General features: G+C 71.6%; 23 protein-coding genes. 19 read left to right on the top strand and 4 right to left on the bottom strand.

What is annotated here, in order from left to right:
• Positions 1-42: 42 nt before the first annotated feature.
• Positions 43-1134, bottom strand: coding sequence for an amidohydrolase family protein (locus ACIGXM_RS13690; RefSeq protein ID WP_396560260.1), 1092 nt, complete (start codon positions 1132-1134; stop codon positions 43-45).
• A gap of 171 nt (positions 1135-1305) precedes the next feature.
• Between ACIGXM_RS13690 and ACIGXM_RS13685 the strand changes: the two genes are divergently transcribed.
• Positions 1306-2919 (top strand): phosphonate degradation HD-domain oxygenase, encoded by a 1614-nt coding sequence (locus ACIGXM_RS13685; RefSeq protein WP_396560258.1) that lies wholly within the window; start codon positions 1306-1308, stop codon positions 2917-2919.
• A 12-nt stretch (positions 2920-2931) separates the two neighbouring features.
• Here ACIGXM_RS13685 and ACIGXM_RS13680 read toward each other — a convergent pair whose 3' ends face one another.
• Positions 2932-3666: a GntR family transcriptional regulator gene (locus tag ACIGXM_RS13680; RefSeq protein ID WP_396560707.1), complete on the bottom strand. Its 735-nt coding sequence runs from the start codon at positions 3664-3666 to the stop codon at positions 2932-2934.
• A gap of 423 nt (positions 3667-4089) precedes the next feature.
• On the opposite strand from ACIGXM_RS13680, the gene ACIGXM_RS13675 reads away from it, so the two are divergent.
• From ACIGXM_RS13675 to ACIGXM_RS13650, 6 genes are read left to right on the top strand one after another with little or no spacing between them, the layout of a single operon-like run.
• On the top strand, positions 4090-5223 hold the full coding sequence (locus ACIGXM_RS13675; RefSeq protein WP_396560705.1) for an ABC transporter substrate-binding protein: 1134 nt from the start codon (positions 4090-4092) through the stop codon (positions 5221-5223).
• A gap of 8 nt (positions 5224-5231) precedes the next feature.
• On the top strand, positions 5232-6239 hold the full coding sequence (locus ACIGXM_RS13670; RefSeq protein WP_396560256.1) for an ABC transporter permease: 1008 nt from the start codon (positions 5232-5234) through the stop codon (positions 6237-6239).
• Entirely contained in the window at positions 6227-7081 is an 855-nt protein-coding gene (locus ACIGXM_RS13665; protein WP_396560254.1) for an ABC transporter permease, read from the top strand. Before ACIGXM_RS13670 ends, ACIGXM_RS13665 begins: the two co-directional genes overlap by 13 nt.
• Positions 7082-7119: 38 nt before the next feature.
• The gene (locus tag ACIGXM_RS13660; RefSeq protein WP_396560252.1) at positions 7120-8214 is read left to right on the top strand and encodes an ABC transporter ATP-binding protein; all 1095 of its coding nucleotides are present in this window, start codon (positions 7120-7122) and stop codon (positions 8212-8214) included.
• 8 nt (positions 8215-8222) lie between these two features.
• On the top strand, positions 8223-8912 hold the full coding sequence (locus ACIGXM_RS13655; protein ID WP_396560250.1) for an HAD family hydrolase: 690 nt from the start codon (positions 8223-8225) through the stop codon (positions 8910-8912).
• 5 nt (positions 8913-8917) lie between these two features.
• On the top strand, positions 8918-9238 hold the full coding sequence (locus ACIGXM_RS13650; protein ID WP_396560248.1) for a DMT family transporter: 321 nt from the start codon (positions 8918-8920) through the stop codon (positions 9236-9238).
• Positions 9239-9436: 198 nt separating this feature from the next.
• On the opposite strand, the gene ACIGXM_RS13645 is transcribed toward ACIGXM_RS13650, so the two are convergent.
• A complete protein-coding gene (locus tag ACIGXM_RS13645; RefSeq protein ID WP_396560246.1) occupies positions 9437-10687 on the bottom strand; it encodes a hypothetical protein in 1251 nt (416 codons plus the stop codon).
• Between the two features lie 382 nt (positions 10688-11069).
• Between ACIGXM_RS13645 and ACIGXM_RS13640 the strand changes: the two genes are divergently transcribed.
• The 8 genes from ACIGXM_RS13640 (at position 11070) to ACIGXM_RS13605 (ending at position 18676) form a co-directional block, all read left to right on the top strand.
• A complete protein-coding gene (locus ACIGXM_RS13640; protein ID WP_396560244.1) occupies positions 11070-11312 on the top strand; it encodes a hypothetical protein in 243 nt (80 codons plus the stop codon).
• Positions 11284-11808, top strand: coding sequence for a DUF6879 family protein (locus ACIGXM_RS13635; protein ID WP_396560242.1), 525 nt, complete (start codon positions 11284-11286; stop codon positions 11806-11808). Before ACIGXM_RS13640 ends, ACIGXM_RS13635 begins: the two co-directional genes overlap by 29 nt.
• 29 nt (positions 11809-11837) lie before the next feature.
• Complete coding sequence (locus ACIGXM_RS13630; protein WP_396560240.1) at positions 11838-12686, top strand: helix-turn-helix domain-containing protein; 849 nt, start codon at positions 11838-11840, stop codon at positions 12684-12686.
• A 94-nt stretch (positions 12687-12780) separates the two neighbouring features.
• Positions 12781-13137, top strand: a complete 357-nt coding sequence (locus ACIGXM_RS13625; protein WP_396560238.1) for a hypothetical protein — start codon at positions 12781-12783, stop codon at positions 13135-13137.
• 295 nt (positions 13138-13432) lie between these two features.
• A complete protein-coding gene (locus tag ACIGXM_RS13620; protein WP_207808876.1) occupies positions 13433-13582 on the top strand; it encodes a hypothetical protein in 150 nt (49 codons plus the stop codon).
• Positions 13579-14757, top strand: coding sequence for a methyltransferase domain-containing protein (locus ACIGXM_RS13615; protein WP_396560236.1), 1179 nt, complete (start codon positions 13579-13581; stop codon positions 14755-14757). The genes ACIGXM_RS13620 and ACIGXM_RS13615 overlap by 4 nt, the downstream gene beginning before the upstream one ends.
• Before the next feature lie 467 nt (positions 14758-15224).
• Positions 15225-16667, top strand: a complete 1443-nt coding sequence (locus ACIGXM_RS13610) for an endonuclease/exonuclease/phosphatase family protein (RefSeq protein ID WP_396560234.1) — start codon at positions 15225-15227, stop codon at positions 16665-16667.
• Positions 16668-16678: 11 nt separating this feature from the next.
• The gene (locus tag ACIGXM_RS13605; protein WP_396560232.1) at positions 16679-18676 is read left to right on the top strand and encodes a phosphocholine-specific phospholipase C; all 1998 of its coding nucleotides are present in this window, start codon (positions 16679-16681) and stop codon (positions 18674-18676) included.
• Between the two features lie 89 nt (positions 18677-18765).
• On the opposite strand, the gene ACIGXM_RS13600 is transcribed toward ACIGXM_RS13605, so the two are convergent.
• Complete coding sequence (locus ACIGXM_RS13600) at positions 18766-19329, bottom strand: hypothetical protein (protein WP_396560230.1); 564 nt, start codon at positions 19327-19329, stop codon at positions 18766-18768.
• A gap of 113 nt (positions 19330-19442) precedes the next feature.
• On the opposite strand from ACIGXM_RS13600, the gene ACIGXM_RS13595 reads away from it, so the two are divergent.
• The 4 genes from ACIGXM_RS13595 to ACIGXM_RS13580 all read left to right on the top strand — a co-directional run.
• Positions 19443-19964: a PadR family transcriptional regulator gene (locus ACIGXM_RS13595; protein ID WP_396560228.1), complete on the top strand. Its 522-nt coding sequence runs from the start codon at positions 19443-19445 to the stop codon at positions 19962-19964.
• 121 nt (positions 19965-20085) lie between these two features.
• Positions 20086-20868, top strand: coding sequence for a phosphotransferase (locus tag ACIGXM_RS13590; RefSeq protein WP_396560226.1), 783 nt, complete (start codon positions 20086-20088; stop codon positions 20866-20868).
• Positions 20869-21089: 221 nt separating this feature from the next.
• On the top strand, positions 21090-21596 hold the full coding sequence (locus ACIGXM_RS13585) for a SigE family RNA polymerase sigma factor (protein ID WP_396560224.1): 507 nt from the start codon (positions 21090-21092) through the stop codon (positions 21594-21596).
• Between the two features lie 41 nt (positions 21597-21637).
• Positions 21638-22036: hypothetical protein (locus tag ACIGXM_RS13580; RefSeq protein WP_396560222.1), on the top strand; the 399-nt coding region annotated here is incomplete at its 3' end.

Raw genomic sequence — 22036 nt, 5'->3', positions numbered from 1 at the left:
CCGGGCTCACCCGATCGGCCCCACCCGATCACCGGCCACGGCTCACCCGATCGGCTGCCCCCGGAGCACCACCAGCTTCGGATCGGCCAGCACCCGGACGTCGGCCCGCGGGTCCTCGGCGTACACCACCAGGTCGGCCGCGGCGCCCTCGGTCAGCCCGTCCCGACCGAGCCACCTCCGCGCCCCCCAACTCGCCGCCGACAGCGCCTCGTTGGGCGACAGGCCGGCCTTGACCAGCTCGGCCACCTCCTCGGCGACCAGCCCGTGCGGGAGCGAGCCGCCGGCGTCGGTGCCGACGAAGATCGGCACGCCGGCGTCGTGCGCGGCGCCCACGGTGTCGTAGCGGCGCTCGTGCAGCCGGCGCATGTGGGCCGACCAGGTCGGGAACTTGGCCTCGCCGCCGTCGGCCAACTTCGGGAAGGTGGCGATGTTGACCAGGGTCGGCACGATCGCCACCCCGCGCTCGGCGAAGGTCGGGATCAGCTCCTCGGTGAGGCCGGTGGCGTGCTCGACGCAGTCGATCCCGGCGGCCAGCAGGTCGGGCAGCGAGGTGGTGGCGAAGCAGTGCGCGGTGACCCGGGCCCCCTCGGCGTGCGCGGCGGCGATCGCCTCGCGCAGCGCGTCGGCGGGCCAGCAGGAGGCCAGGTCACCGAGGTCGCGGTCGATCCAGTCACCGACCAGCTTGACCCAGCCGTCACCGCGCCGGGCCTCCTGGACCACGTACCGGGTCAGCGCGCCCGGCTCGATCTCGTGCGCGTAGTTGCGGATGTAGCGGCGGGTGCGGGCGATGTGCCGGCCGGCCCGGATGATCCGCGGCAGGTCCTCGCGCTCGTCGATCCAGCGGGTGTCGGCGGGCGAGCCGGCGTCCCGGATCAGCAGGGTGCCGGCGTCGCGGTCGGTGACCGCCTGCTTCTCGCTGGTGACCGGGTCCACCGCGCCGTGCGCGTCCAGGCCGACGTGGCAGTGCGCGTCGACCAGGCCGGGCAGCACCCAGCCGGCGACGGTCCGCACGTCCCGCGCGCCGGCGGGCCGCTCGAAGGTCACCCGGCCGTCGACCACCCAGAGTTCGTCCCGGACGTCCTCGGGTCCGACCAGCACCCGACCCGTGATGTGCAGCACCGCGCCATCGCTCATGCCAGAAACTGTACCGACGCGCGGCACCCCGTCCGGCGCCGGTCCGTGGTCCGCTGTTCGCTCGCCCGCCAGCTGCGGGTCGGGCGCTGGTCACCGGGCTTCGGCAGGGTCCCTGGTGAGCAAAGTTGGCTATACAACTCTCCCTCCAGATCTACTCAGAAGGGCGATCACATGGAGCTGTCCCCGTACTGGCTGCGCGACAACTGCCCCTGCCCGGACTGCCGCGACCCGCGCAACGGCCAGAAGCTGTTCCAGATCACCGACCTGCCCGAGGGACTCGCGATCAGCGCGAGCACCGAGCGGGAGGAGCACCTGGAGGTGCTCTGGAACGACGGCCACCGCTCCCGCTACCCGCTGGCCTGGCTGACCGCCCCGGCCGAGGGCGACCACCGCACCGAGGCGGACAAGCGGCTCTGGGCCGCGGCCGACTTCGCCTCCGGGATCCCGGAGGCCGACTGGGCCGACTACCTCGCCGACCCGGCCGAGCGGGCCGCCGTGCTGCGCGCGGTGCGCCGGTTCGGCTTCGCGGTGCTGCGCACGGTGCCCACCGAGGAGCGCCAGGTGCTGCGGGTCGCGGAGACCTTCGGCTACGTCCGGCGGACCAACTACGGCGAGCTCTTCGACGTCCGGGTCGAACCCGACCCCAACAACCTGGCCTTCACCAGCGTCGCGATCGCCCCGCACACCGACAACCCGTACCGCGACCCGGTGCCCACCCTGCAGCTGCTGCACTGCCTGGAGAACGCGGCGGTCGGCGGCGACTCCGGCCTGGTGGACGGCTTCCGCGCGGCGGACCTGCTGCGCACCGAGGCACCGGACGCCTTCGCCACCCTCACCCGGACCCCGGTGCCGTTCGGGTTCCGCGACCGCGGCGCCGAGCTGCGCGCCGACCGGCCGCTGATCGACGTCGACCCGCTCGGCCGGATCCGCGAGGTGCGGTTCAACAACCGCTCGATCGGGACCCTGCGGCTGCCCGCCGCCGAACTCGACGCCTTCTACGCCGCCTACCGGCGGTTCGCCGCCCTCACCCTGCGCCCGGAGCTCCAGCTGGAGTTCCGGCTCGACCCGGGCGACTGCCTGGTCTTCGACAACACCCGCCTGCTGCACGCCCGGACCGCCTTCGAGCCTGGGGGCACCTCCCAGCCCCCCGGGGGGGCTGGGGGAGGCCGCCGCCATCTCCAGGGCTGCTACGCCGACCTGGACTCGCTGGCCTCCACGCTCGCCGTGCTGGAGCGCCGGGTCGCCGTGCTGGACACCCTGCAGGACCTCTTCGAGGGCGAGGGCGCCGGCGAGTACCTGGGCGAGGCGGTCAGCATGGCCGAGCACATGCTGCAGGCCGGCGTGCTGGCCGAACGGGCCGGCGCCCCGGACGAGTTGGTCGCGGCCGCGCTGCTGCACGACGTCGGCCACTTCCACGGTGCGGTCACCGGACGGGAGTTGATGACCGGAACGGACAACCGGCACAGCCACACCGGTGCGGACTGGCTGGCCCAGTGGTTCGGGCCGGAGGTCACCGAGCCGATCCGGCAACACGTCGCCGCCAAGCGCTACCTCTGCGCGGTGGAACCCGGCTACCGGGAGAGCCTGTCGGAGGCCTCCGAGTACACCCTCCAGGTGCAGGGCGGCCCGATGACCGCCGAGCAGGCCGCCGACTTCGCCCAACTGCCGGGTTCCACCGAGGCGGTGGCGGTCCGGCGGTGGGACGAGCAGGCCAAGGCGGCCGACGCCCGCACCCCGGACTTCGCCCACTTCCGGCCGCTGCTGGCCCGACTGCTGGCCCGGTGAACCCGACGGCCGTCAGTCCTCTTCCCGCGCGTGCCGCGAAAGCGCCGAGGTGGCGAGCGAGTTGTGCACGCTGAAGGCCACCGTGCCGGGGAGGTAACGGTCCTGCGACCACTCCACCGGGCGGCCGGTCGGGTCGGTGGTGCGCCGCCGCTCACGCAGCAGCGGCGCACCGCGCCGGCAGCCCAGCAGCTTGGCGTCCTCGGCGTTGGCGCTCACCACGTCGATGGTGTGGTCGGCGTCGGTGAACAGGATGCCGTGCTCCCGCAGCTGCTCGGTGTGCGAGACCACGTCCGGCGGCAACTGGGCCACCAGCGCGCCGACGTGGAACGGGTAGACGGTCCGCTCGACCATCACCGGGGTGCCCGACAGGGTGCGCAGCCGGAGCGTCACGTACACCTCGGCGCCCGGCTCCAGCCGCAGCTGCTCGCACTCGGCGGCGTCGGCCGGGCGGCGGACCAGCGACTCCAGTCGGCCGCCCGGCTCCTCGCCCATCGAGCGCGCCCAGTGGGTGAAGCTCAGCAGCTCGGAGAAGCTCTGCACCCGGGCGTTGCCCAGCACCACCCGGCGGGTGCCGCGGCGCGAGGTGACCAGGCCGTCCGCGCGCAGCACGGCCAGCGCCTGCCGCACGGTGCCGCGTGACACGCCGTAGCGCTCGGCCAGCGCGCCCTCGGCGGGCAGCCGGCCGGCCTCGCCGTACGCGCCAGTCGTGATCGCCTCGCGCAGGTCGGCGGCGACCCGCCGGTACAGCGCACCGCCGTCCGCCGTGGCACCGGCGGGCGTGGCGCCGCCCGCCCCGGGGGCGTCGTTCTCCGTCAAGGTGGTTCCCACCGGTCCCTCCCACGTCGGGTGTCCTGCGCGCGGATTGGAGCCGAGGACGCTCCGACCATAGCGGCTCCCCGCGAACGGTTCGCGCACCACATGGGCCGGTTTCCACCATCCGGACTCGACCGTTCCCGCAGCCGACCCCTGTTCTGGGCCGCCCGTTAACCTCCGCGTCACCAAGGTCCGGCGTACTTGCACCCGTCGGACGAAGTTGGCTGACCAACTTGGCCAAGCCGATCCGACCACACCCCACCTCAGACGGTTCCCCCGCACCTTGCCCGTGCGACCCTGCCGCACCTCGATCCAGGAGATCCTCCCGTGACCGTGCACCGTGCCCGCACTGCCGCCATGGCGGCCGTGCTGACCGCCGCCGCGCTCTCCCTCACCGCCTGCGGTTCCGCAAGCTCCTCCTCCAGCTCCAGCGGCTCGGGCGGCAGCAGCGCCGCCACCGCCACCTCCGCGGCCGCCTTCGGCGGCATGGACGCGCTGGTCGCCGCCGCGAAGAAGGAGGGGAACCTGCACGTCATCACCCTCCCCCGGGACTGGGCCAACTACGGCGCCCTGATGGACGGCTTCACGGCGAAGTACGGCATCAAGATCGAGGACGAGAACCCGGACGGCTCCAGCCAGGACGAGATCAACGCGATCACCTCGCGCAAGGGCCAGGACCGCGCCCCCGACGTGGTGGACCTCGGCAGCGCCTTCGCGATCAGCGCCTCCGCTCAGGGCCTGCTGGCCCCCTACAAGGTCGCCGACTTCGACCAGATCCCGGCCTCCATGAAGGACGCCACCAACGCCACGTACTACAACGACTACGGCGGCTACATGTCGATCGGCTGCGACGCCAAGAAGGTCGCGGTCTGCCCGAAGACCTTCGCCGACCTGCTGAACCCCATGTACAAGGGCATGGTCGCGCTGAACGGTGACCCGACCAAGGCCGGTGCCGCCTTCGGCGCCGTCTACGCGGCCGCGCTCGCCAACGGCGGTTCGCTGGACAACATCCAGCCCGGCATCGACTTCTTCGGCAAGCTGAAGCAGATCGGCAACTTCAACCCGGTCGAGACCACCCCGGCGACCATCCAGAAGGGCGAGACCCCGATCTCGGTCGACTGGTCCTACCTGAACGCCGGCTACACCGACCAGTTCGCCTCGCAGGGCATCCAGTGGCAGGTGTCGATCCCCTCGGACGGCAGCTACGCCCAGTACTACAACCAGGCGATCAACAAGTACGCGCCGCACCCGGCCGCCGCCCGCCTGTGGGAGGAGTACCTCTACAGCGCCGAGGGCCAGAACGGCTTCCTCAAGGGCTACGCCACCCCGGCCCTGTACGACAGCATGAAGACCGCCGGCACCCTGGACCCGACCCTGGTCGCCAAGCTGCCGGTCGTCTCCAAGCCGTTCACCACCTTCCCGACCGAGGCCCAGACGGACGCGGCGAAGAAGGTCGTGACCGAGAACTGGGCCAAGGCGATCGGCGGCTGACGAACACCATGAACGACGCGGCTCCCACCCCGGTGCCGTCCCCCGCCGCCACTGAGACCCTCAGTGGCGGCGCGGGGGGCGTCAGCACCGCGCTTCCCTCCCCCACTCCGGCCGGCCAGACCGGCCAGACCGGCCAGACCAGCCGGAGCGCCGCCAAGCGGCCCGGCCGCGGCCGGCGCGGCGGTGCCTGGCTGGCCACCGTCCCGCTGCTGGTCTTCTTCGCGATCGGCTTCGGTCTGCCGGCCATCGCGATCGCCATCGGCGCGTTCACCACCTCCAGCGACGCGCCCGGCGGCGGTGGCGCCTTCACCACCGCCAACCTCACCGACTCGCTCCAGGGTGCCTACCTGACGGCCCTGCTGGGCAGCGTCAAGCTCTCCGCGCTGACCGCCCTGATCGGCACCGTGATCGGCCTGCCGCTCGCCCAGGCGGTGGTCACCTCCCGGTTCCGGCTGTTCCGCGAGGCGGTGCTCTCCGGCTCCGGCGTGCTGGCCAACTTCGGCGGCGTGCCGCTGGCCTTCATGTTCGTCGCCACCCTCGGCAACGCCGGTGAGGTGACCCAGAAGTTCAACCTCACCCAGCACGGCTGGAGCCTGTACACCTTCACCGGGCTCTCGGTGGTCTACCTGTACTTCCTGGTCCCGCTGATGATCCTGACCATCACCCCGGCCCTGGAGGGCCTGCGGGTGCAGTGGCGCGAGGCCGCCGCCAACAACGGCGCCACCACGCTGCAGTACTGGCGCCACGTCGCGCTGCCGATCCTGCTGCCCTCGCTGCTGGGCGGCTTCGTACTGCTGTTCGGCTCGGCCTTCGCCGCCTACGCCACCGCCGCCGCGATGGTGGGCGCCTCGGTGCCGCTGATCAGCATGCAGATCGCCAACGCGCTCTCCGGCAACGTGCTGGTCGGCCAGGGCAACCTGGCCCTCGCGCTCGGTCTCGACATGATCGTGGTCGCCTGCCTGGTCATGGCGATCTACCTCCCCCTCCAGCGCCGGAGTGCCAAGTGGCTCAGCTGACCTCCCGCCCGACCACCCGGTCCCGGTTCGGCCGGCCGCGCCTGGGGCGCGGCGCGGTGCTGCTGGTCGGCGCCGTCTACTTCCTGGTGCCGCTGGCCGCCTCGGTGCTGTTCAGCGTCGACAACCCGATGACGCACACGATCAGCCTGCGCGCCTACACCCAGCTGCTGGGTGCCCCGGGCTTCCTGCCCGCGCTGCAGCTCAGCCTGGAGCTGGCCGTCGCCACCGTGGCGGTGCTGCTGCTCCTGCTGGTGCCGGCGATGATCGCGGTCAAGCTCGGCGCGCCCCGGCTGGGCCCGGTGATCGAGTTCGTCTGCTCGATGCCGCTGGTGGTCCCGGTGGTCGCGCTGACCACCGGCATCATCGGGGTGCTCCGCTGGGGTCCGGACTACCTGATGAACACGCCGTTCTTCCAGACCCTGAACGCGATCCAGAACCCCAGCTTCCCGATCGTGCTGGTGATCGCCTACGTGCTGATGGCGCTGCCGTTCGCCTACCGGTCGATCGACGCCGGGCTGCGCGGGGTGGACGTCAAGACGCTCGTCGAGGCCGCCCGCAGCTGCGGCGCGAGCTTCCCGCGCGCGGTCTTCTCGGTGGTCGTGCCCAACCTGCGCACCGCGCTGCTGAACGCCTCGGTGCTCACCGTCGCCCTGGTGCTCGGCGAGTTCACCACCGCCTCGATCCTCGGCTTCACGCCGTTCTCGGTGTGGATCAGCTCCAACGGCAAGAACGACGGCCAGATGTCGGTCGCGGTCTCTATCCTGAGCCTGCTGATCGTCTGGATCGTCCTGCTGCTCATGTCGGCCGCCGGCCGCGAGCGGCACAGCCGCAAGACCGGCTGATCCCCCAACGTTTCACCCCCATCCAGGAGTTCACCGCCATGACCACCTCCCAGCTCACCGCCCCGGCCGGCGGCTCGCCGCTCCACCCGGGCAGCGCGACCGTCGAATTCCGTTCGCTGCGGCGGACGTTCGGCAGCACCACGGCGCTCGACGGCCTCGACCTGACCGTGCGACCGGGCGAGCTGCTCGCCCTGCTCGGCCCGTCCGGCTGCGGCAAGACCACCGCGCTGCGGATCCTGGCCGGCTTCGAGACGCACGACTCGGGTGAGGTCCTGGTCGACGGGGAGGACGTCACCAAGACCCCGGCGCACAAGCGCGACGCCGGCATGGTGTTCCAGTCCTACAGCCTCTTCCCGCACCTCAGCGCCGTCGACAATGTCGCGTTCGGGCTGCGGATGCGCGGCCAGGGCAAGGCCGAACGGCGCACCCGCGCGCTGGAGCTGCTGGAACTGGTCGGCCTCGGACAGCGCGCCGAGCACTTCCCGCACCAGATGTCCGGCGGCCAGCAGCAGCGCGTCGCGCTGGCCCGCGCGCTGGCCCTGCAGCCGCGGGTGCTGCTGCTCGACGAGCCGCTCTCCGCGCTGGACGCCAAGGTCCGGCTCACCCTGCGCGAGGAGATCCGGCGACTGCAGCAGGAGCTCGGCATCACCACCCTGTTCGTGACGCACGACCAGGAGGAGGCGCTGTCGATGGCCGACCGGGTCGCGGTGCTGCGGGCCGGGCGCCTGGAGCAGTGCGCCACGCCGTCCGAGCTCTACGCCCGCCCGGCCACCGCGTTCGTCGCGGAGTTCGTCGGCACGATGAGCCGGATCCCGGCCGTCCGCGCCGCCGAGGGCGTCGAGGTGCTCGGCCGCCGGCACGCGGTGGACGGCGAGCTGCCGGCCGACGGCGCGCTGGACGTGCTGGTCCGCCCGGAGAACGTCGGCCTGACCCCCGGCGGCTCCGCCGTGGTCACCGGCGCCAGCTTCCTCGGCGCGGTCACCCGGCTCACCGTCACCCTCCCCGACGGCACCCAGGTCAAGGCCGACCTGCCGACCGACGAGGCCGCCCTGCTGCCGGTCGGCGGCACGGCCGAGGTCACCCTGCCCGACCGTCCGGTCCTGGTGGACCGCCGCGTCACGGCCGGGCAGTGATACGGCTGATGACCCTTCCCACCCTCCCCTCCGCCGTCCTGTTCGACATGGACGGCACCCTGGTCGACACCGAGCACCTGTGGTGGCAGGCCACCGCCGAGGTGGCGGCCGAACTCGGCTACCAGCTGGGCGAGTCGGACCTCCCCGAGGTGCTCGGGCAGGCCGTCGAGCACACCGCGGCGCACCTGGACCGGGTCGTGCCGGGCTCCCCGGGCGCCGGCGAACTCGCCGACCGGCTGGGTGAGTTGTTCCTCTCCCGGGTCGCCACCCAGGTGGTGCCGCGACCCGGCGCGCTCGACCTGCTGAACGCGCTGCGGGACGCCGCGGTGCCCACCGCGCTGGTCTCCGCCTCGCCGCGCGAGGTGGTCGACCTGGTGCTGGGCACCCTGGGCCGCGAGTGGTTCACGGTGACGCTGGCCGCCGAGGACACCGCACGCACCAAGCCCGAGCCCGACCCGTACCTGGCCGCCGCCGCCCGGCTCGGCCTGGACCCGGCGGTGTGCGTCGCGGTCGAGGACACCCCGACCGGCGTCGCCTCCGCCCACGCGGCCGGGTGCGCCGTGCTCGCGGTACCGTCCACCGTGCCGATCGCCGCGGCGCCGCGGGTGACGCTGCTGGACAGCCTGGTCCACGCGGACCTGGCGCTGCTGGGCAGCCTCACCCTCGCCGACCCGACCCTCGCCGACCCAGCAGAATAGCCACCATGCCCTATCTCCTGCTCGCCCTCGCCATCGCGAGTGAGGTCTGCGCCACCAGCTGCCTCAAACTGACCGACGGCTTCAGCCGGCTGTGGCCGAGCGTGGGAGTGGGGATCGGTTACGTGCTGTCCTTCCTGCTGCTCGGCCAGGCCCTGAAGCACATCCCGGTCTCGGTCGCCTACGCGGTCTGGTCCGGCGCGGGCACGGCGGCGGTCGCCGCGATAGGCGTCGCCGCGTTCGGCGAGCACCTGGGCAAACCGCAGCTGGTCGGGATAGCGCTGATCATCGCGGGCGTGATCCTGCTGAACCTGCGCTCCTCGCACTGAGACCCCGTTGCCCGGTGAGCCGGCTCCCGCACGCCCGCGGGGGCCGGCTCACGGCGTTGTACCGGCTCACGGCGGCCCACCAGCCGATGACGCGGGCCACCGGTTCGGGCCGCCACACGACGTACTCCACCTCGGCGCCACCGGGGTGCCGGGCGTAGCGGTGGCGCCCGGATCGCCCGCGGGCCCGGGACCGGTCGCTCAGGCGAAGCGGGAGCTGGGGACCGGGCCGGCGGAGCGGACGCGGTCGCGGGGGCCGGTGAGCCAGCTGCCACGGACCCGGGCGGCGAACGAGGTGAGCAGCTCGTCGGGGTCGGCGGGGGTTCCGCCGTCGCCGGGGTCCGGCTCGACGGAGGCGGTGCGGATCGCCTCGGCGAGGTCCTCGGGAGAGCGGTCGTCCGCCGGCATCGGGTCGCCGGCGGAGGGCAGTCCGGGCTCCCACGGCGCGATCACGGTCTGCACCAGCAGGGTGGAGACGTCGGCCGGGACGACCGGGGGCGCGGTCCAGCACGTCGCGTGCTCGTACAGGACCTCGCCCGGGGCGCGGTCGCGCAGCCGGCCGACCAGCTCCTGGTCGCAGGCGTTGAGGTCGTAGGCGACGACCAGCGCGTCCGGGGTGCCGGGACGGTACGGCACGGCGGGCAGGCCGAGCAGCCGGGCCGCGGCCAGACCCAGGGCCCGGCTGCCGCGGTCCGGGAGCAGCCCGACCGAGGTGGGCCGGCGGCCGGCGGCGGTCAGCACCGCGCGCAGCCGCTCCAGGCCGTACCGGCACGAGTCGAAGCTGTCCTGGAGGAAGGCCCAGCGACCGGTCATGCCCTGCTGGAAGCCGAACGGCGACAGGGTGGTGAGCAGGCCACCGGTGAGCGTGAAGTGCCAGCCGCGCAGGTCGGTCCGGTCGACCGGGGCGGCGTCCGTCGCCCGCGCGAGGATGCGGCGGATCCGGTCCGCGGCCGGCGCCCAGTTCTCGTCGGGCGCGGTGAGGGTGCCGAAGACCTGCCGGGCGAGGTCCAGCCGGCCGTTCATCAGCGCGTTGTGGACCAGGAGGTAACGGTCCGGCCAGTCGGCCGTCCGGCTCTCGTGCTCCTGGAGGAGGTCGACGGCGTCGGCGTGCCGCTCCCCGTCCTCCAGCGCGACCGCCAGTTCCAGCAGCGTCTGCCGCCCGGGGCGCAGCGCGAGGGATGCCCGGAGGGCCGGGACGGCAAGGTGGGGGACGCCGCGCTCGACGCAGGAGTACCCGAACTCGTAGAGCCGCGTGGCGTCCTCGGGGTGGGCGGCGAGCGCGGCCGAGGCCTCGGTCAGGTCGTCGAAGCCGGCTCCCCGGGCGAGCTTCTCCACCAGCGGCGCGACCTCGGCGGACGGCAGGGCGTCCGCCGCGATCCGCAGGGTCCGCATCGCGCCCTGCGGATCGCCGGCGGCGAAGAGCTCCCAGGCCCTGGCCAGCTCGGTGTTCATGGTTCCCCCTCCTGAGACGGTCGCGAGCACCGCGTGTCAGGTGATCATGGTGGGCCGTCCGGGGCGCCGGCAAACCGGTTTCCAGCGGAGGACCGACCGGTCCGTGGCCGCCGCCCACCATCCGCCGGTCGGTCCGGGCACTACTCCCGTTCCGCCGCGCTGCGTTCGACGCAGAACTCGTTGCCCTCGGGCTCCTCGCCGGCTTCCTGCCACGAACTGACGTCGCCCGCCTACCCGGTGGTCGGCGTGGGGGTGCTCGCGTCTTGGCAGGCGTTGAGGGCGAGGAACTGGCGAATGATCACGTTCTAGACCCTTGACGATGCCACCACTATGAGTGATGGTCGTGCACATCTGTGCAACCACTTCGGCAGGGGAGGGCACCATGGCACTAACCTTCATCGCCAAGGACCCCGACACCAACGGCGACAACTGCCCTACGGTGTGGGTCGATCAGGAGAAACAGGAGTTCGTGATTCAGGGCTGGAGGGCAGACGACGCCACCACGGCGGACTGCCTGAAGACCGGTCCGATCCCCGACAGTGAGACGGTGCTGCGGCTGCCGTTGCGCATGGCCGCCGCGCTCAGGGAGGCAATTGATGTTGCAGAAGGTTCCGCCCTTCGCTGAGTTGCTGGCCGACTGCCAGCGCTCCGCCGTGCACCTTGAGATGCGGGACGTGTACGGCGTCGCGGAGGAAGACGCGGACTTCGCGGCGTGGAAGGCCGGTTACCGGCATGATCCTCTCGACCGTACCTCCTGGTGGAACGACTTCCACTCGTTGATCTCATCCGCTGTGGCACGAGGTGTAGAGGTTCGTCGGGCCCGAGTGGTCTCCGAGCCGGTCAGCGACTACATCCGGTACGAGCACTCCTGCACCTTCCAGAACATCGCTGCTGGTGAGATGGTCCGCTGGCTGCCCCGGCGTCTGGCGTCAGATCTGCTCATGCCGGGGAACGACCTGTGGATCTTTGATGACCAGCTGATCAGGTTCGGTCTGTTCTCCGGAGACGGGGCGTTCGTCTCACACGCGATGGAGGACACCCCGGATGCCGTGAAGCGCTGTGCCGCTGCGTTCGAGACCGTGTGGGAGCGAGCGATCCCGCACGACGACTTCCGCATCTGACCCCAGGTACAACCGGACGTAACCAACTCATGCCCGTCTCCCCGTCGTCCAGCGCGCAGGCAGCGCGGCAAGCACTGGCCTCCCGGCTGCGCGAGATTTGCAAGGACGCGGGGCTCACCGGGCGTGAGTTGGCGGTCCAGGCCGGCTGGCACCCCTCCAAGACTTCGAGGATCATCAACGGGAAGACCCCGCCGTCCGATGAGGACATTCGGGTCTGGTGTCGGCTCTGCGGCGCGGAGGACCAAGCCGCCGACCTGATAGCGGCTTCACGAACCGCTGACTCCATGTACGTCGAGTGGCGGCGACTCCAGCGCACCGGGTTGACCCAGCTGCAAGAGTCGCGCGTACCGCTGTACGAAAGAACGCGGCTGTTCCGCGTGTACTGCTCGAACGTGGTGCCAGGCCTCTTGCAGACTGACGCCTACGCAGCGGCCCTCCTGTCACGCATTGCTTCCTTCCACGGCACTCCCGACGACGTAGCCGAGGCAGTAGAGGCTCGCATGGCTCGTTCACACGTCCTACGCGACGGGAACCACCGTTTCGCCGTACTGATCGAGGAATCCATCCTCAGGTACCGGGTGGGCGACTCAGAGGCGATGGCCGGGCAACTCGGGTACCTGCTGGCAGTGATGTCCCTCCCATCGGTCTCCCTCGGCGTCATCCCGTTCAGTGAGGGGCGCCGGATGTGGACGTTGGAGGCGTTCAACGTCTTCGATGACAAGCGGGTACACGTCGAGCTGCTGACGGCTGCGGTGACCGTCACGACGCCTACCGAAGTCGCCCAGTACGTCAAGGCATTCGCCGACCTGGCCGCGCTTGCCGTCTACGGGGCTCCTGCTCGCGCGCTGATCACGTCCGCGATTGATGCTCTCGGGTGATCCCCGTGCAATCTCGTAGAACCTTGTAGAGCTCAATTCGCTCCCTTCCTTAGCGTCTTCTTCATTGGCAGAGCAGGCGACTGAGGGAGCGGCAGTGCCGGAACTGGAGCACGAGACGGAACGGCTGAGAAGGTTCCGCGCTGAGGCAGAAGCAGCGGCGGACGCGGTTGTCACCGCGTGGAAGGTGGCAGGACTGCCGTCTGAGCCGACCGTGATGGCCCTGGCCAGGGGGCGAGGCGTGCTCCAAGGTCCTCACGTCTCCCTCGGCGGGTGCCACGCCCGCGTAGCTCTCGCCCTGGCTGGCTGCCTGACGGACTACGCCCGGCTCACTGGGCAGCTGATCGACGGCGACTCCCGCCGGCTGATGGCGAGGATGCTTGCCGATCACGGCGTGACGCCCGCTCTGCCGGGTGACGGACTGTACGTCGCACGAAGGGAGTTGAGCGCGTGAACGCGTCGACGTCTGTCTCTCCGGACGGCGCGTCGGACGACGATGCCCCTACCGACCTGGAAGCCGTACACGCCCCGCTGAGGCCCGAAGAGCACACCCGGGCCCGCTGGACCCGGAGCAGCGTGCGAGGCGCGCCAGGCTCTTGCGCGACGTGCGGACGGTCAACACGTGCCCCCGGCGTTAGGTAGCTCGGCTCACCTCACAGACTCCCGCCCCGCCTGGGGAAGGCTCGGGGCGGGCAGCATCACCCAACGGGCAGCCGCCCGTTGGTCCCAACCAGGACGGAGGTACTGAGATGGGTAAGCGCGGCGGCGGGTCCGGCGACGGCAAGGGCGGCGGCCAGCAGGACGACAGCAACAAGGGTGCCGGACACGGCGGAGGCGGCTCCGACGAGGGTGGCAACACCTCCGACGGCTCGTCCCCGGCGGGCGGCGGCGGTAAGTGACCGGCGAGACGCTCAAGGAGGCGGGCCCCCAGGGGCTCGCCTCCGCGCTGGTGGCCAGCGGCGCACTTTCCTCGGACTGGCTCCCGTCCTTCAAGGCCGTGCCCCGTGAGCTGTTCGTCCCGGATCGCATCTGGCCGGGCATCGCGGACGGCACCAAACAGAACCCCGTGGTCTACCGATCACAGGACCCCGAAGCGTGGCGGGGGGCCGTCTACAGGGACATCCCGCTGACCACGCAATGGGACGACGGAGACCACGAGGGAGACGGACTCGGCACGACCCCGAGTTCGTCCAACTCCATGCCCACGATGGTGTTCTCAATGCTCCATGACCTCGACGTACACCCGGGCGACAGAGTGCTGGAGGTCGGAACCGGCACGGGGTGGAACGCGGGCCTTCTGGCGCAACGCCTGGGCAACCCCAACGTGGTGACCGTCGAGTACGACCCGGACGTTGCTCGCGGCGCCCGGGAGAACCTGGAGCGAGCCGGACTTGAGCCGACCGTGGTTGAGGGCGACGGACGGTTGGGGTGGGCGAAGGGTGCTCCCTACGATCGGATCATCGCTACGTGCTCTCTGCTGGAGATCCCTCCGGCGTGGCTGGAGCAGGCGGCTCCCGGCGGGATCATCGTCGCCCCGTTCGGCACCGAGTACGGCGGAGAGCAGATCGTCCGGCTGACCGTCAACGATGACGGCACCAGTGCGAGCGGTCGGTTCACGCGGAGTTCCGCGTTCATGCGGCTGCGCCAGCAGCGCACCGACCGGCCGCCTTTCGCGGACTACCTGCACGGGGAGCCGTGGCCCGCTGACGGGGTGAAGAGCACCACGACCCTTGCCCCTCCGGACACCGGGGGATGGTTCGAGCAGTTCGTCATCGGGTGCGGCGTGCCCGGCGCGTTCTGGCGGGCGGAGCGCTACGAGAACGGCGCGTACACGCTGTGGCTCTACAGCCGGGACACGCTGTCGTGGGCGTCCGTCGACTACGAGCGGGACCGCACGGAGTACGAGGTGTACCAGTCCGGCCCCCGGAACCTCTGGGGCGAGCTGGAGGCCACGTGGCGCTGGTGGGCCGAGCAAGGCCGCCCCGGGTTCGACCGGTTCGGGCTCACGGTCACCCCGACTGGACAGACGGTCTGGCTGGACACGTCGGACAACCCGGTGCCGACCCGTATGTGACCCCAAATTCCCGCTGGTGCCCCCGGAAGCCAGCTGAGCAGCAGCGGGCATGAACCCCGTCCGTGCGTCGTTCCCCCGTGGCGCGTGGGCGGGGCTTCTCGTTGCCCTTGACCTGCGGCATCTCCCAGAACTGCTGGTTAGACGCGTTGGGGTCGAGGAGCAGGGCCCAGCCGGTGCCGTCGGGGCGGCGGTGGTCGGCGTGGAGGGTGGCACCGAGGGTGAGCAGGCGGTGGCAGTCAAAGGTGATGCTGCGGGGGATGGAGGTCATGGTGGGCTCCAGGGTTACCGGGAGGTGAAGGTCCTTCACCATCCTGGTGGCCGTCACCCACCGGCGGCCCGGTCTGGCCGATTTCCGCCCTTCCGTCATATCGAGTTCATGTGCGATCCGTCGCGGAAGTTGGCCAGTCCATTGCAGAGTTGTCCAGCCAACTGACCCTCACTCAGCCCCACCGGCGGACAGGACACCCGTGGCCACAGGCAGCTCGATCTCCCTGAGCACCCCGACCACTCCCACCGAAGGCGACAAGCTCACCTTCCAGTGGACCACCGACGCACCGGACCCCAAGAACTGGATCGGCATCTACGACGGCACCCGTCAGCCGGGCAACGGTTCCTCCCTCCTCTGGCAGTACACCCCGGGCACCTCCGGCAGCCTCACCCTGGACACCTCGGCGCTCACCGGCGGCCCGTACACCGCGTACCTGCTGGCCAAGGACGGCTACGGCGTCCTCGCCCAGACCGCGCCGTTCAGCTTCAACCCCAAGCCCACGATCGTCCCGCCGCACAGCGCGGTGGACGCGCTGACCGCCACCCCGGTCGCGCCCGGCGCGGCGGTCAGCGTGAAGCTCGCCGGCCTGTGGTGCCGCCCGGCCGGCAACCCGGCGGGCCGCCCGAGCTTCCGCCGGGTGCCGGGCATCGGCGACTCCTGGCTGTCGGTCAGCGCGGACGGCACCGTCACGGGCACCGCGCCGGGACGCCCGCTGAACCGCCCGGCGCTGATCGCGGTCGCCGTCAAGGACAGCACCGGCGCCACCGACACCGTCACGGTCCAGATCCCGGTGGTCGACCCGGCGAAGACCAAGCCGCGCCTCAAGGTGGCCAGTTGGAACCTCTGGGACGCCGGCACCCACACCACCGACGGCTTCGAGAAGCAGCTGCGGGTGATCCTCACCCAGGGCTGGGACGTGGTCGGCCTGCAGGAGACGGCCGGCACCAACGCCCAGGCGCTGGCCACCGCGCTCGGCTGGTACGCCTACCAGAGCCCGGGCAGCGTCGGCCTGCTGAGCCGCTACCCGCTCACGGACGTGACGCCGGCGACGGCCGCGCTGCCCGCCGCCGGGGCCACCGTGCAGCTGCCGGGCGGCCATCCGGTCCGGGTCTGGACGGCCCACCTGGACGAGGACGCCTACGGCCCGTACGCCGTCCAGGACGGCCAGAGCGCCGCCCAGGTGACCGCCGCCGAGACCGCCTCGGTCCGTTACCAGCAGGCGCAGCGGCTGCTCTCGGCGATGGCGGCCGACCTGGTCGGCGTCGTCCCGGTGGTGCTGGCCGCCGAGCTCTCCTCCCCCTCGCACCTGGACTGGACGCCCGCCACCGCCGCCTCGCACGACGGCGCCGTGCTCGCCTGGCCGGTCACGGTGGCCGTGGAGGCCGCCGGCCTGACCGACGCGTTCCGCGAGGACCACCCGGATCCGGCCGAGCTCCCGGGCAACACCTGGTCGCCGACCCGCAAGCAGCGCGGCGCCAAGCCCGAGCCGCAGGACCGGATCGACTACGTCCAGTACGCCGGCCGCCTCTCGATGCAGGAGGCACACGCCATCGCCACCGGCTGGCCCGCGCCCGATCCGAACGCCGCCGGCAACGGCTGGCCCTCGGACACCGCCGCCGCCGTCGCCACCTTCGCGCTCTGAGAGGTCCCGCCATGTCCGAGCTCAACCGCCGTACCCTGATGGGCGCCGCGGCCGCGGCCGGCGCCGCCGCCGTGGTCGGCCTGCCCACCGCGGCCCAGGCTGCCGCCCCCGCCACCGCGCAGCCCGACAGCCGGTCCAGGACCAAGCACAAGGGCGACATATCCGACGTCAAGCACGTGGTGATCCTGATGCAGGAGAACCGCAGCTTCGACCACTACTTCGGCACCCTCAACGGCGTCCGCGGCTTCGACGACAAGCAGGCGCTGCGGTTCCCGGGCGGCGACAGCGTGTTCCGCCAGCCGGACGCCGGCCGCAGCGACGGCGGCGTGATGCTGCCGTACCGGATGGACACCAGCAAGTACAACGCGCAGAACGCCGCCGGCCTGGCCCACGACTGGGCGACCAGCCACCAGGCGATCAACGACGGCGCGCTGAACAAGTGGGTGGCCGCCAAGGGCGAGCGCACCATGGGCTACTTCACCCGCGACGACATCCCCTACCAGTACGCGCTGGCCGACGCGTTCACCCTGTGCGACGCGTACTTCTGCTCGCTGGCCGGCCCCACCGACCCCAACCGGCTCTACCTGTGGACCGGCACCTCCGGCCCGGGCGTGGACGGCACCACCGGCCCGTGGATCGACAACACCCCGGTCACCCAGAACCCGGTGGCCGACTGGACCACCTACGCCGAGCGGCTGGAGGCGGCCGGGATCAGCTGGCGGGTCTACCACAACCCGAGCGAGGACGAGCGCACCGGCGACTACGACGACAACGCCCTGTCGTACTTCAAGCAGTTCCACGAGTTCCCCACCGACGACCCGCGTTACGTCAACGCGATGACCAAGTTCGACCTCACCGCCTTCGACCAGCACTGCAAGGACGGCAGCCTGCCCACGGTCTCCTGGCTGGTCGCGCCCTACCTGTTCTGCGAACACCCCAACGCCAGCCCGGACTACGGCGCCTGGTGGGTCAACTCCGCACTGCAGTCGCTGATGTCGAACCCGGACGTCTGGGAGCACACCGTGTTCCTGGTGATGTACGACGAGAACGACGGCTACTTCGACCACGTGGTCCCGCCCACCCCGGAGCCGGGCACCGCACACGAGTTCACCCAGGGCCGGGCGATCGGCCTGGGCAACCGGGTACCGCTCTGGGTGGCCTCGCCCTGGTCACGCGGCGGCTGGGTCAACTCGCAGGTGTTCGACCACACTTCGGTGCTGCGCCTGCTGGAGGTGGTGACCGGCGTGCACGAGCCCAACATCTCCGACTGGCGGCGCACCGTCTGCGGCGACCTCACCAGCTGCTTCGACTTCCGCAAGCCGGACTACTCGATTCCCCAACTGCCCGACACCAACGCGCTGATGGCCAAGGCGGACGCGGCCGCCTCGCTGCCGCCGGTCGCGCTGCCGGCCCTCGGCGCCCAGTCGATGCCGAGCCAGGAGCGCGGCACCCGCCCGCACCGCCCGCTGCCGTACCGCCCGTGGGCCGACGTCGACGTGGACCGGGAGACCGGGAAGGTCACCTGCACGATGACCAACTTCGGCACGGTGGGCTTCAGCTTCACCGTCTACCCGAACATCGTGCAGCCGTTCGCGGGCACCCCGTTCACCGTCGCGGCGGGGAAGAGCGCGAGCTACGTCTGGGACGCCTCGACCACCGACGGCCGGTACGACTTCACCGTGCACGGCGCGGACGGCTTCGTGACCCGGTTCGCCGGCACGGTGATCCGCGCGGAGCAGGAGGACGTGCCCGTCCCGATCGTCTCCGCCGACCTGCGCGACCCCAAGCTGATCCGCCTGGAGTGCGCCAACGACGGTGAGGGGGCGGTGAGTTTCACCGCCACCGCGAACGACTTCGGCGGCAACCCGAAGACCGTCTGGGTGGACGCCGGCCGGACCGCGAACATCGACTGGCCGCTCGACGGCGACGGACGCTACGACGTCACGGTCACCGCCGGCACCGGCACGCGGTTCGCCCAGCGGTACGCGGGCACCGCGCACCGGGTCTGACCTCGCACGTCGGGCACCCGTGAGAGCTCGGACGACCGGGCTCTCACGGGTTCGTGGTGCCCCCCGGCACCACGTGTCACGTGGACGCGCTACGAGACCTGGCCCGCCGCCGCCCGGTCCGCGGCGGCCTGCTGCGCCGCGGTGTACTTGCCCGTGAAGACGAACGGGACCACGAAGGCGAGCACCTGCACGACGGTGAGCGCCGTGGCGTTGGCGTGGGCGCAGCCGACGATCAGGGCGCAGCCGGCCGCCGAGGCGGCGAAGGCGGCGGCCCACACGCTGGTCAGGACCTTGTTGACGTGGATGAAGCGCGGCGCGTTCCAGAACTCCTCGGGAACCTGGGTACGCGCGATGGCGAGCGTGAAGGGCCGGCCGACGGCGAGCGAGCCGAGCGCCACGACCGCCAGCGTCCCGTTGGACAGGGCGCAGAGCCACCGGTGCAGACCCGACGTCGGATCGGCCACCGCGATCACGGCCATCACCACGAAGAAGACGCAGGTGGCGCTGGACAGCAGGTCGGCGCCGCGTTGGCGCACCTGGTCGACGAGCAGGACGACGGCGATGGCCGCCGCCGCGCACATCCCCAGCCGCCAGTTGAAGGCGCTCAGCGCCGCGTAGCAGATCCAGGGCGCGAAGCCGCGGACGTAGTTCACCGGAGTGATCTCCTTCGGAGACGTACGACATTCCAAACTTGGACGGTCATAGAATGACCGGTAGGAGCAGATCTGTCCAGACTGACCTGTCGACTTGGTAGTAGAGTGAACGCATGAGCCTGCGCCACGCCGTCCTAGGCCTACTGGCCGAGACCCCCAGCAGCGGATACGACCTGCTCAAGCGGTTCGAGTCCTCGCTCGCCATGGTCTGGCCCGCGAAACAGAGCCAGGTCTACGGCGAGCTCGCCAGACTCAGCGAGGCCGGCCTGATCGAGGTCACCGGCACCGGCGCCCGCAACCGCCGCGAGTACGGCATCACCGACACCGGGCGGGCCGAGCTGCAACGGTGGCTGACCGAGTCCGGCGGCGACAGCGCCTACCGCAGCGCCGCCCTCCTGCGCGTCTTCTTCCTGTGGACACTGCCGCGCGAGGAGGGTGCCGCCTACCTGAAGGAGTTCGCCCGCCGCAACCAGGACCGGCACACCTTCCTGGAGAGCCTGCGCGACGGGGCGGAGTGGGCCGGCGACCCGGCCCAGGTCTGCGAGTGGCTGGCCCTGGAGTTCGGGATCCGCAACTCCGAGACGACCGGGCAGTGGGCGGACTGGGCGGCCGAGAAGCTGACCGAGCACCTGTAGGCCGAGCGGGATCGTCGACGAGCACGGCCGGCCCATCGCGGGACCGGCCGGCGGGGGTCGCGGTGCCGGACCGGAAACAAAACCCGCGACACTCCGGGCGATCGTCTGTAGGCTCCCCGCCGTGATCCAGGACGGCGAGTCGATGCGGGGCGGCCTCTCGGTGGTGCGCCGTGAAGGCGAGACCATCCGCCGGCCCTGGCGCGTGTGGACCCCCGCGGTGCACGAACTGCTCCGCCACCTGGAGCGGGTCGGATTCCCCGGCGCGCCGCGCGTCCTGGGCACCGGCCCCGACGGGGGCGAGGAGGTGGTGTCGCTGTTGCACGGCGAGGTCGGGCTGTACCCGTGGCCGCGAGCGCTCCTCGCGGACGAGGGCGTGACCGCGCTCGGACGGTGGCTGCGCGACTACCACGAGGCGGTACGCGACTTCCGGCCCTCGCCGCGGGCCGTGTGGTGCGACGGCGGTGCCCACTGGCGTCCCGGTTTGATCATGCGTCACGGAGACCTCACCAGCTGGAACTCGGTCTGGGCGGACGACCGGCTGGTGGGTTTCATCGACTGGGATCTGGCCATCCCCGGCGAGGCCCTGGAGGATCTCGCGCAACTGGCCTGGTACAGCGTGCCGCTGCGTCTTCCCGAGCGCCAGCGCAGGGTCGGCTACGGCGAGGCCGGCGCACCGCTCGCGCGACGGCTCCGGCTGTTGTGCGCCGCCTACGGCGCGGACCCGGCCGACGTCCTCGACGCGCTGGCGCGGCTGCAACGCGACGAGACCGAGCGGATCGCGCGCCTGGGCGTACTCGGCGAGGACCCCTGGGCCTCGTTCCTGCGGCAGGACTTCATCCCGGAGATCGAGGAGGAACGCGCCTGGGCACTGGCGCGGCGCGAGGAGCTCCTCGGCCACGTGTGACCCGCACGCGCGGTCACCGGGAACCCGCGTCACGCGCAGCCGCAGCAGGGCGAAGACGGTCGTGTCCTGTGAGGCGGTGGAGCGGTCGTGTGCCGACAACGCCTCTGGCGGGCCCGCTCGCCCAATGCGTGATCCAGGTCACAGGGGGGTGGTGCATAGTGGGCCGGCTGCCAATGCCTTTCCAGGAGTACAGGCGTGTGGAGGGTGGAAGGGCGGTGCTGGTGAAGCAGTCACGGGCGGATGGTTTCGATGAGTTCGTGGCGGCTCGCTGGTCGGCGCTGTTTCACCTGGCGCGTCTGCTCACCGGTGGGGACCGGCACCGGGCCGAGGATCTGCTGCAGGAGGCGCTGGTCAAGCTGTGGTTCGCCTGGCCGAAGGTCGCGGGTCAGGCGCCGGAGGCGTACGTGCGTCAGATCCTTGCTCGTGCGGCGGCCCGCTCGGCGCGCAGGAGGTGGTGGGGTGAGCGCCCCACCGAACAACTGCCCGAGGTGGCTGACCGCATGGATCTGAGCGTGATGGTGGAGGAGCGCACCCGGCTGGAGAGCGCGCTGGCCCTCCTGCCAACACGGCAGCGGGCCGCGGTGGTGCTGCGCTACTACCAGGATCTTCCGGAGCAGCAGGTCGCGGAGATGATGGGTTGTCCCCTGGGGACCGCCCGCTCCCTGACGTCCCGTGGAGTGGCGAAACTACGACAGGTCCTGGCCAGGGCCGGCGAACCGGTGAGGTGAGAGAGGGACAGATGGATCACTTCGAACAGGAGCTCACACGGATGATGCGCGACACAGAGGAAGACACCCCCTTCGCTCCCCGGGACCGGGAACGCCTGCAGGCCGGCGTGCGGACCCGACGCCGTACCCGGGCGGTTCTTATGGCCGGCGGATCGGCCCTGCTCCTCGCCGGTGTCGGCGTCGGCCTGCCCGCCGCCTTCGCCCAGGACCACCACGCTGTAACGACCCCGGCCTCCACGGCCACCGGTAACCCGGTGCCGACCCCGATGCCCTCACCGCCCTCGACCGGCCAGGCCGGCAACCCCGTGGTGACCCCGATGCCCTCACCGCCCTCGACCGGGCAAGCCGGCAACCCCGTGGTGACCCCGATGCCCTCACCGCCCTCGACCGGGCAAGCCGGCAACCCCGTGGTGACCCCGATGCCCTCACCGCCCTCGACC

It is taken from the genome of Kitasatospora sp. NPDC052896, from assembly GCF_044547075.1.
In the GTDB taxonomy this organism is placed as follows: Bacteria; Actinomycetota; Actinomycetes; order Streptomycetales; family Streptomycetaceae; genus Kitasatospora.
Note: the sequence above shows the minus strand (reverse complement) of the source record. Positions and strands in the feature narration are given on the sequence as shown.

Bases quoted from the DNA above. Each gene is read 5' to 3' on its own strand.
- ACIGXM_RS13690 (WP_396560260.1), bottom strand. From the start codon at position 1,134: ATGAGCGATGGCGCGGTGCTGCACATCACGGGTCGGGTGCTGGTCGGA.
- ACIGXM_RS13685 (WP_396560258.1), top strand. From the start codon at position 1,306: ATGGAGCTGTCCCCGTACTGGCTGCGCGACAACTGCCCCTGCCCGGAC.
- ACIGXM_RS13675 (WP_396560705.1), top strand. From the start codon at position 4,090: ATGGCGGCCGTGCTGACCGCCGCCGCGCTCTCCCTCACCGCCTGCGGT.
- ACIGXM_RS13670 (WP_396560256.1), top strand. From the start codon at position 5,232: ATGAACGACGCGGCTCCCACCCCGGTGCCGTCCCCCGCCGCCACTGAG.
- ACIGXM_RS13660 (WP_396560252.1), top strand. From the start codon at position 7,120: ATGACCACCTCCCAGCTCACCGCCCCGGCCGGCGGCTCGCCGCTCCAC.
- ACIGXM_RS13655 (WP_396560250.1), top strand. From the start codon at position 8,223: ATGACCCTTCCCACCCTCCCCTCCGCCGTCCTGTTCGACATGGACGGC.
- ACIGXM_RS13650 (WP_396560248.1), top strand. From the start codon at position 8,918: ATGCCCTATCTCCTGCTCGCCCTCGCCATCGCGAGTGAGGTCTGCGCC.
- ACIGXM_RS13645 (WP_396560246.1), bottom strand. From the start codon at position 10,687: ATGAACACCGAGCTGGCCAGGGCCTGGGAGCTCTTCGCCGCCGGCGAT.
- ACIGXM_RS13640 (WP_396560244.1), top strand. From the start codon at position 11,070: ATGGCACTAACCTTCATCGCCAAGGACCCCGACACCAACGGCGACAAC.
- ACIGXM_RS13635 (WP_396560242.1), top strand. From the start codon at position 11,284: ATGTTGCAGAAGGTTCCGCCCTTCGCTGAGTTGCTGGCCGACTGCCAG.
- ACIGXM_RS13630 (WP_396560240.1), top strand. From the start codon at position 11,838: ATGCCCGTCTCCCCGTCGTCCAGCGCGCAGGCAGCGCGGCAAGCACTG.
- ACIGXM_RS13620 (WP_207808876.1), top strand. From the start codon at position 13,433: ATGGGTAAGCGCGGCGGCGGGTCCGGCGACGGCAAGGGCGGCGGCCAG.
- ACIGXM_RS13605 (WP_396560232.1), top strand. From the start codon at position 16,679: ATGTCCGAGCTCAACCGCCGTACCCTGATGGGCGCCGCGGCCGCGGCC.
- ACIGXM_RS13595 (WP_396560228.1), top strand. From the start codon at position 19,443: ATGAGCCTGCGCCACGCCGTCCTAGGCCTACTGGCCGAGACCCCCAGC.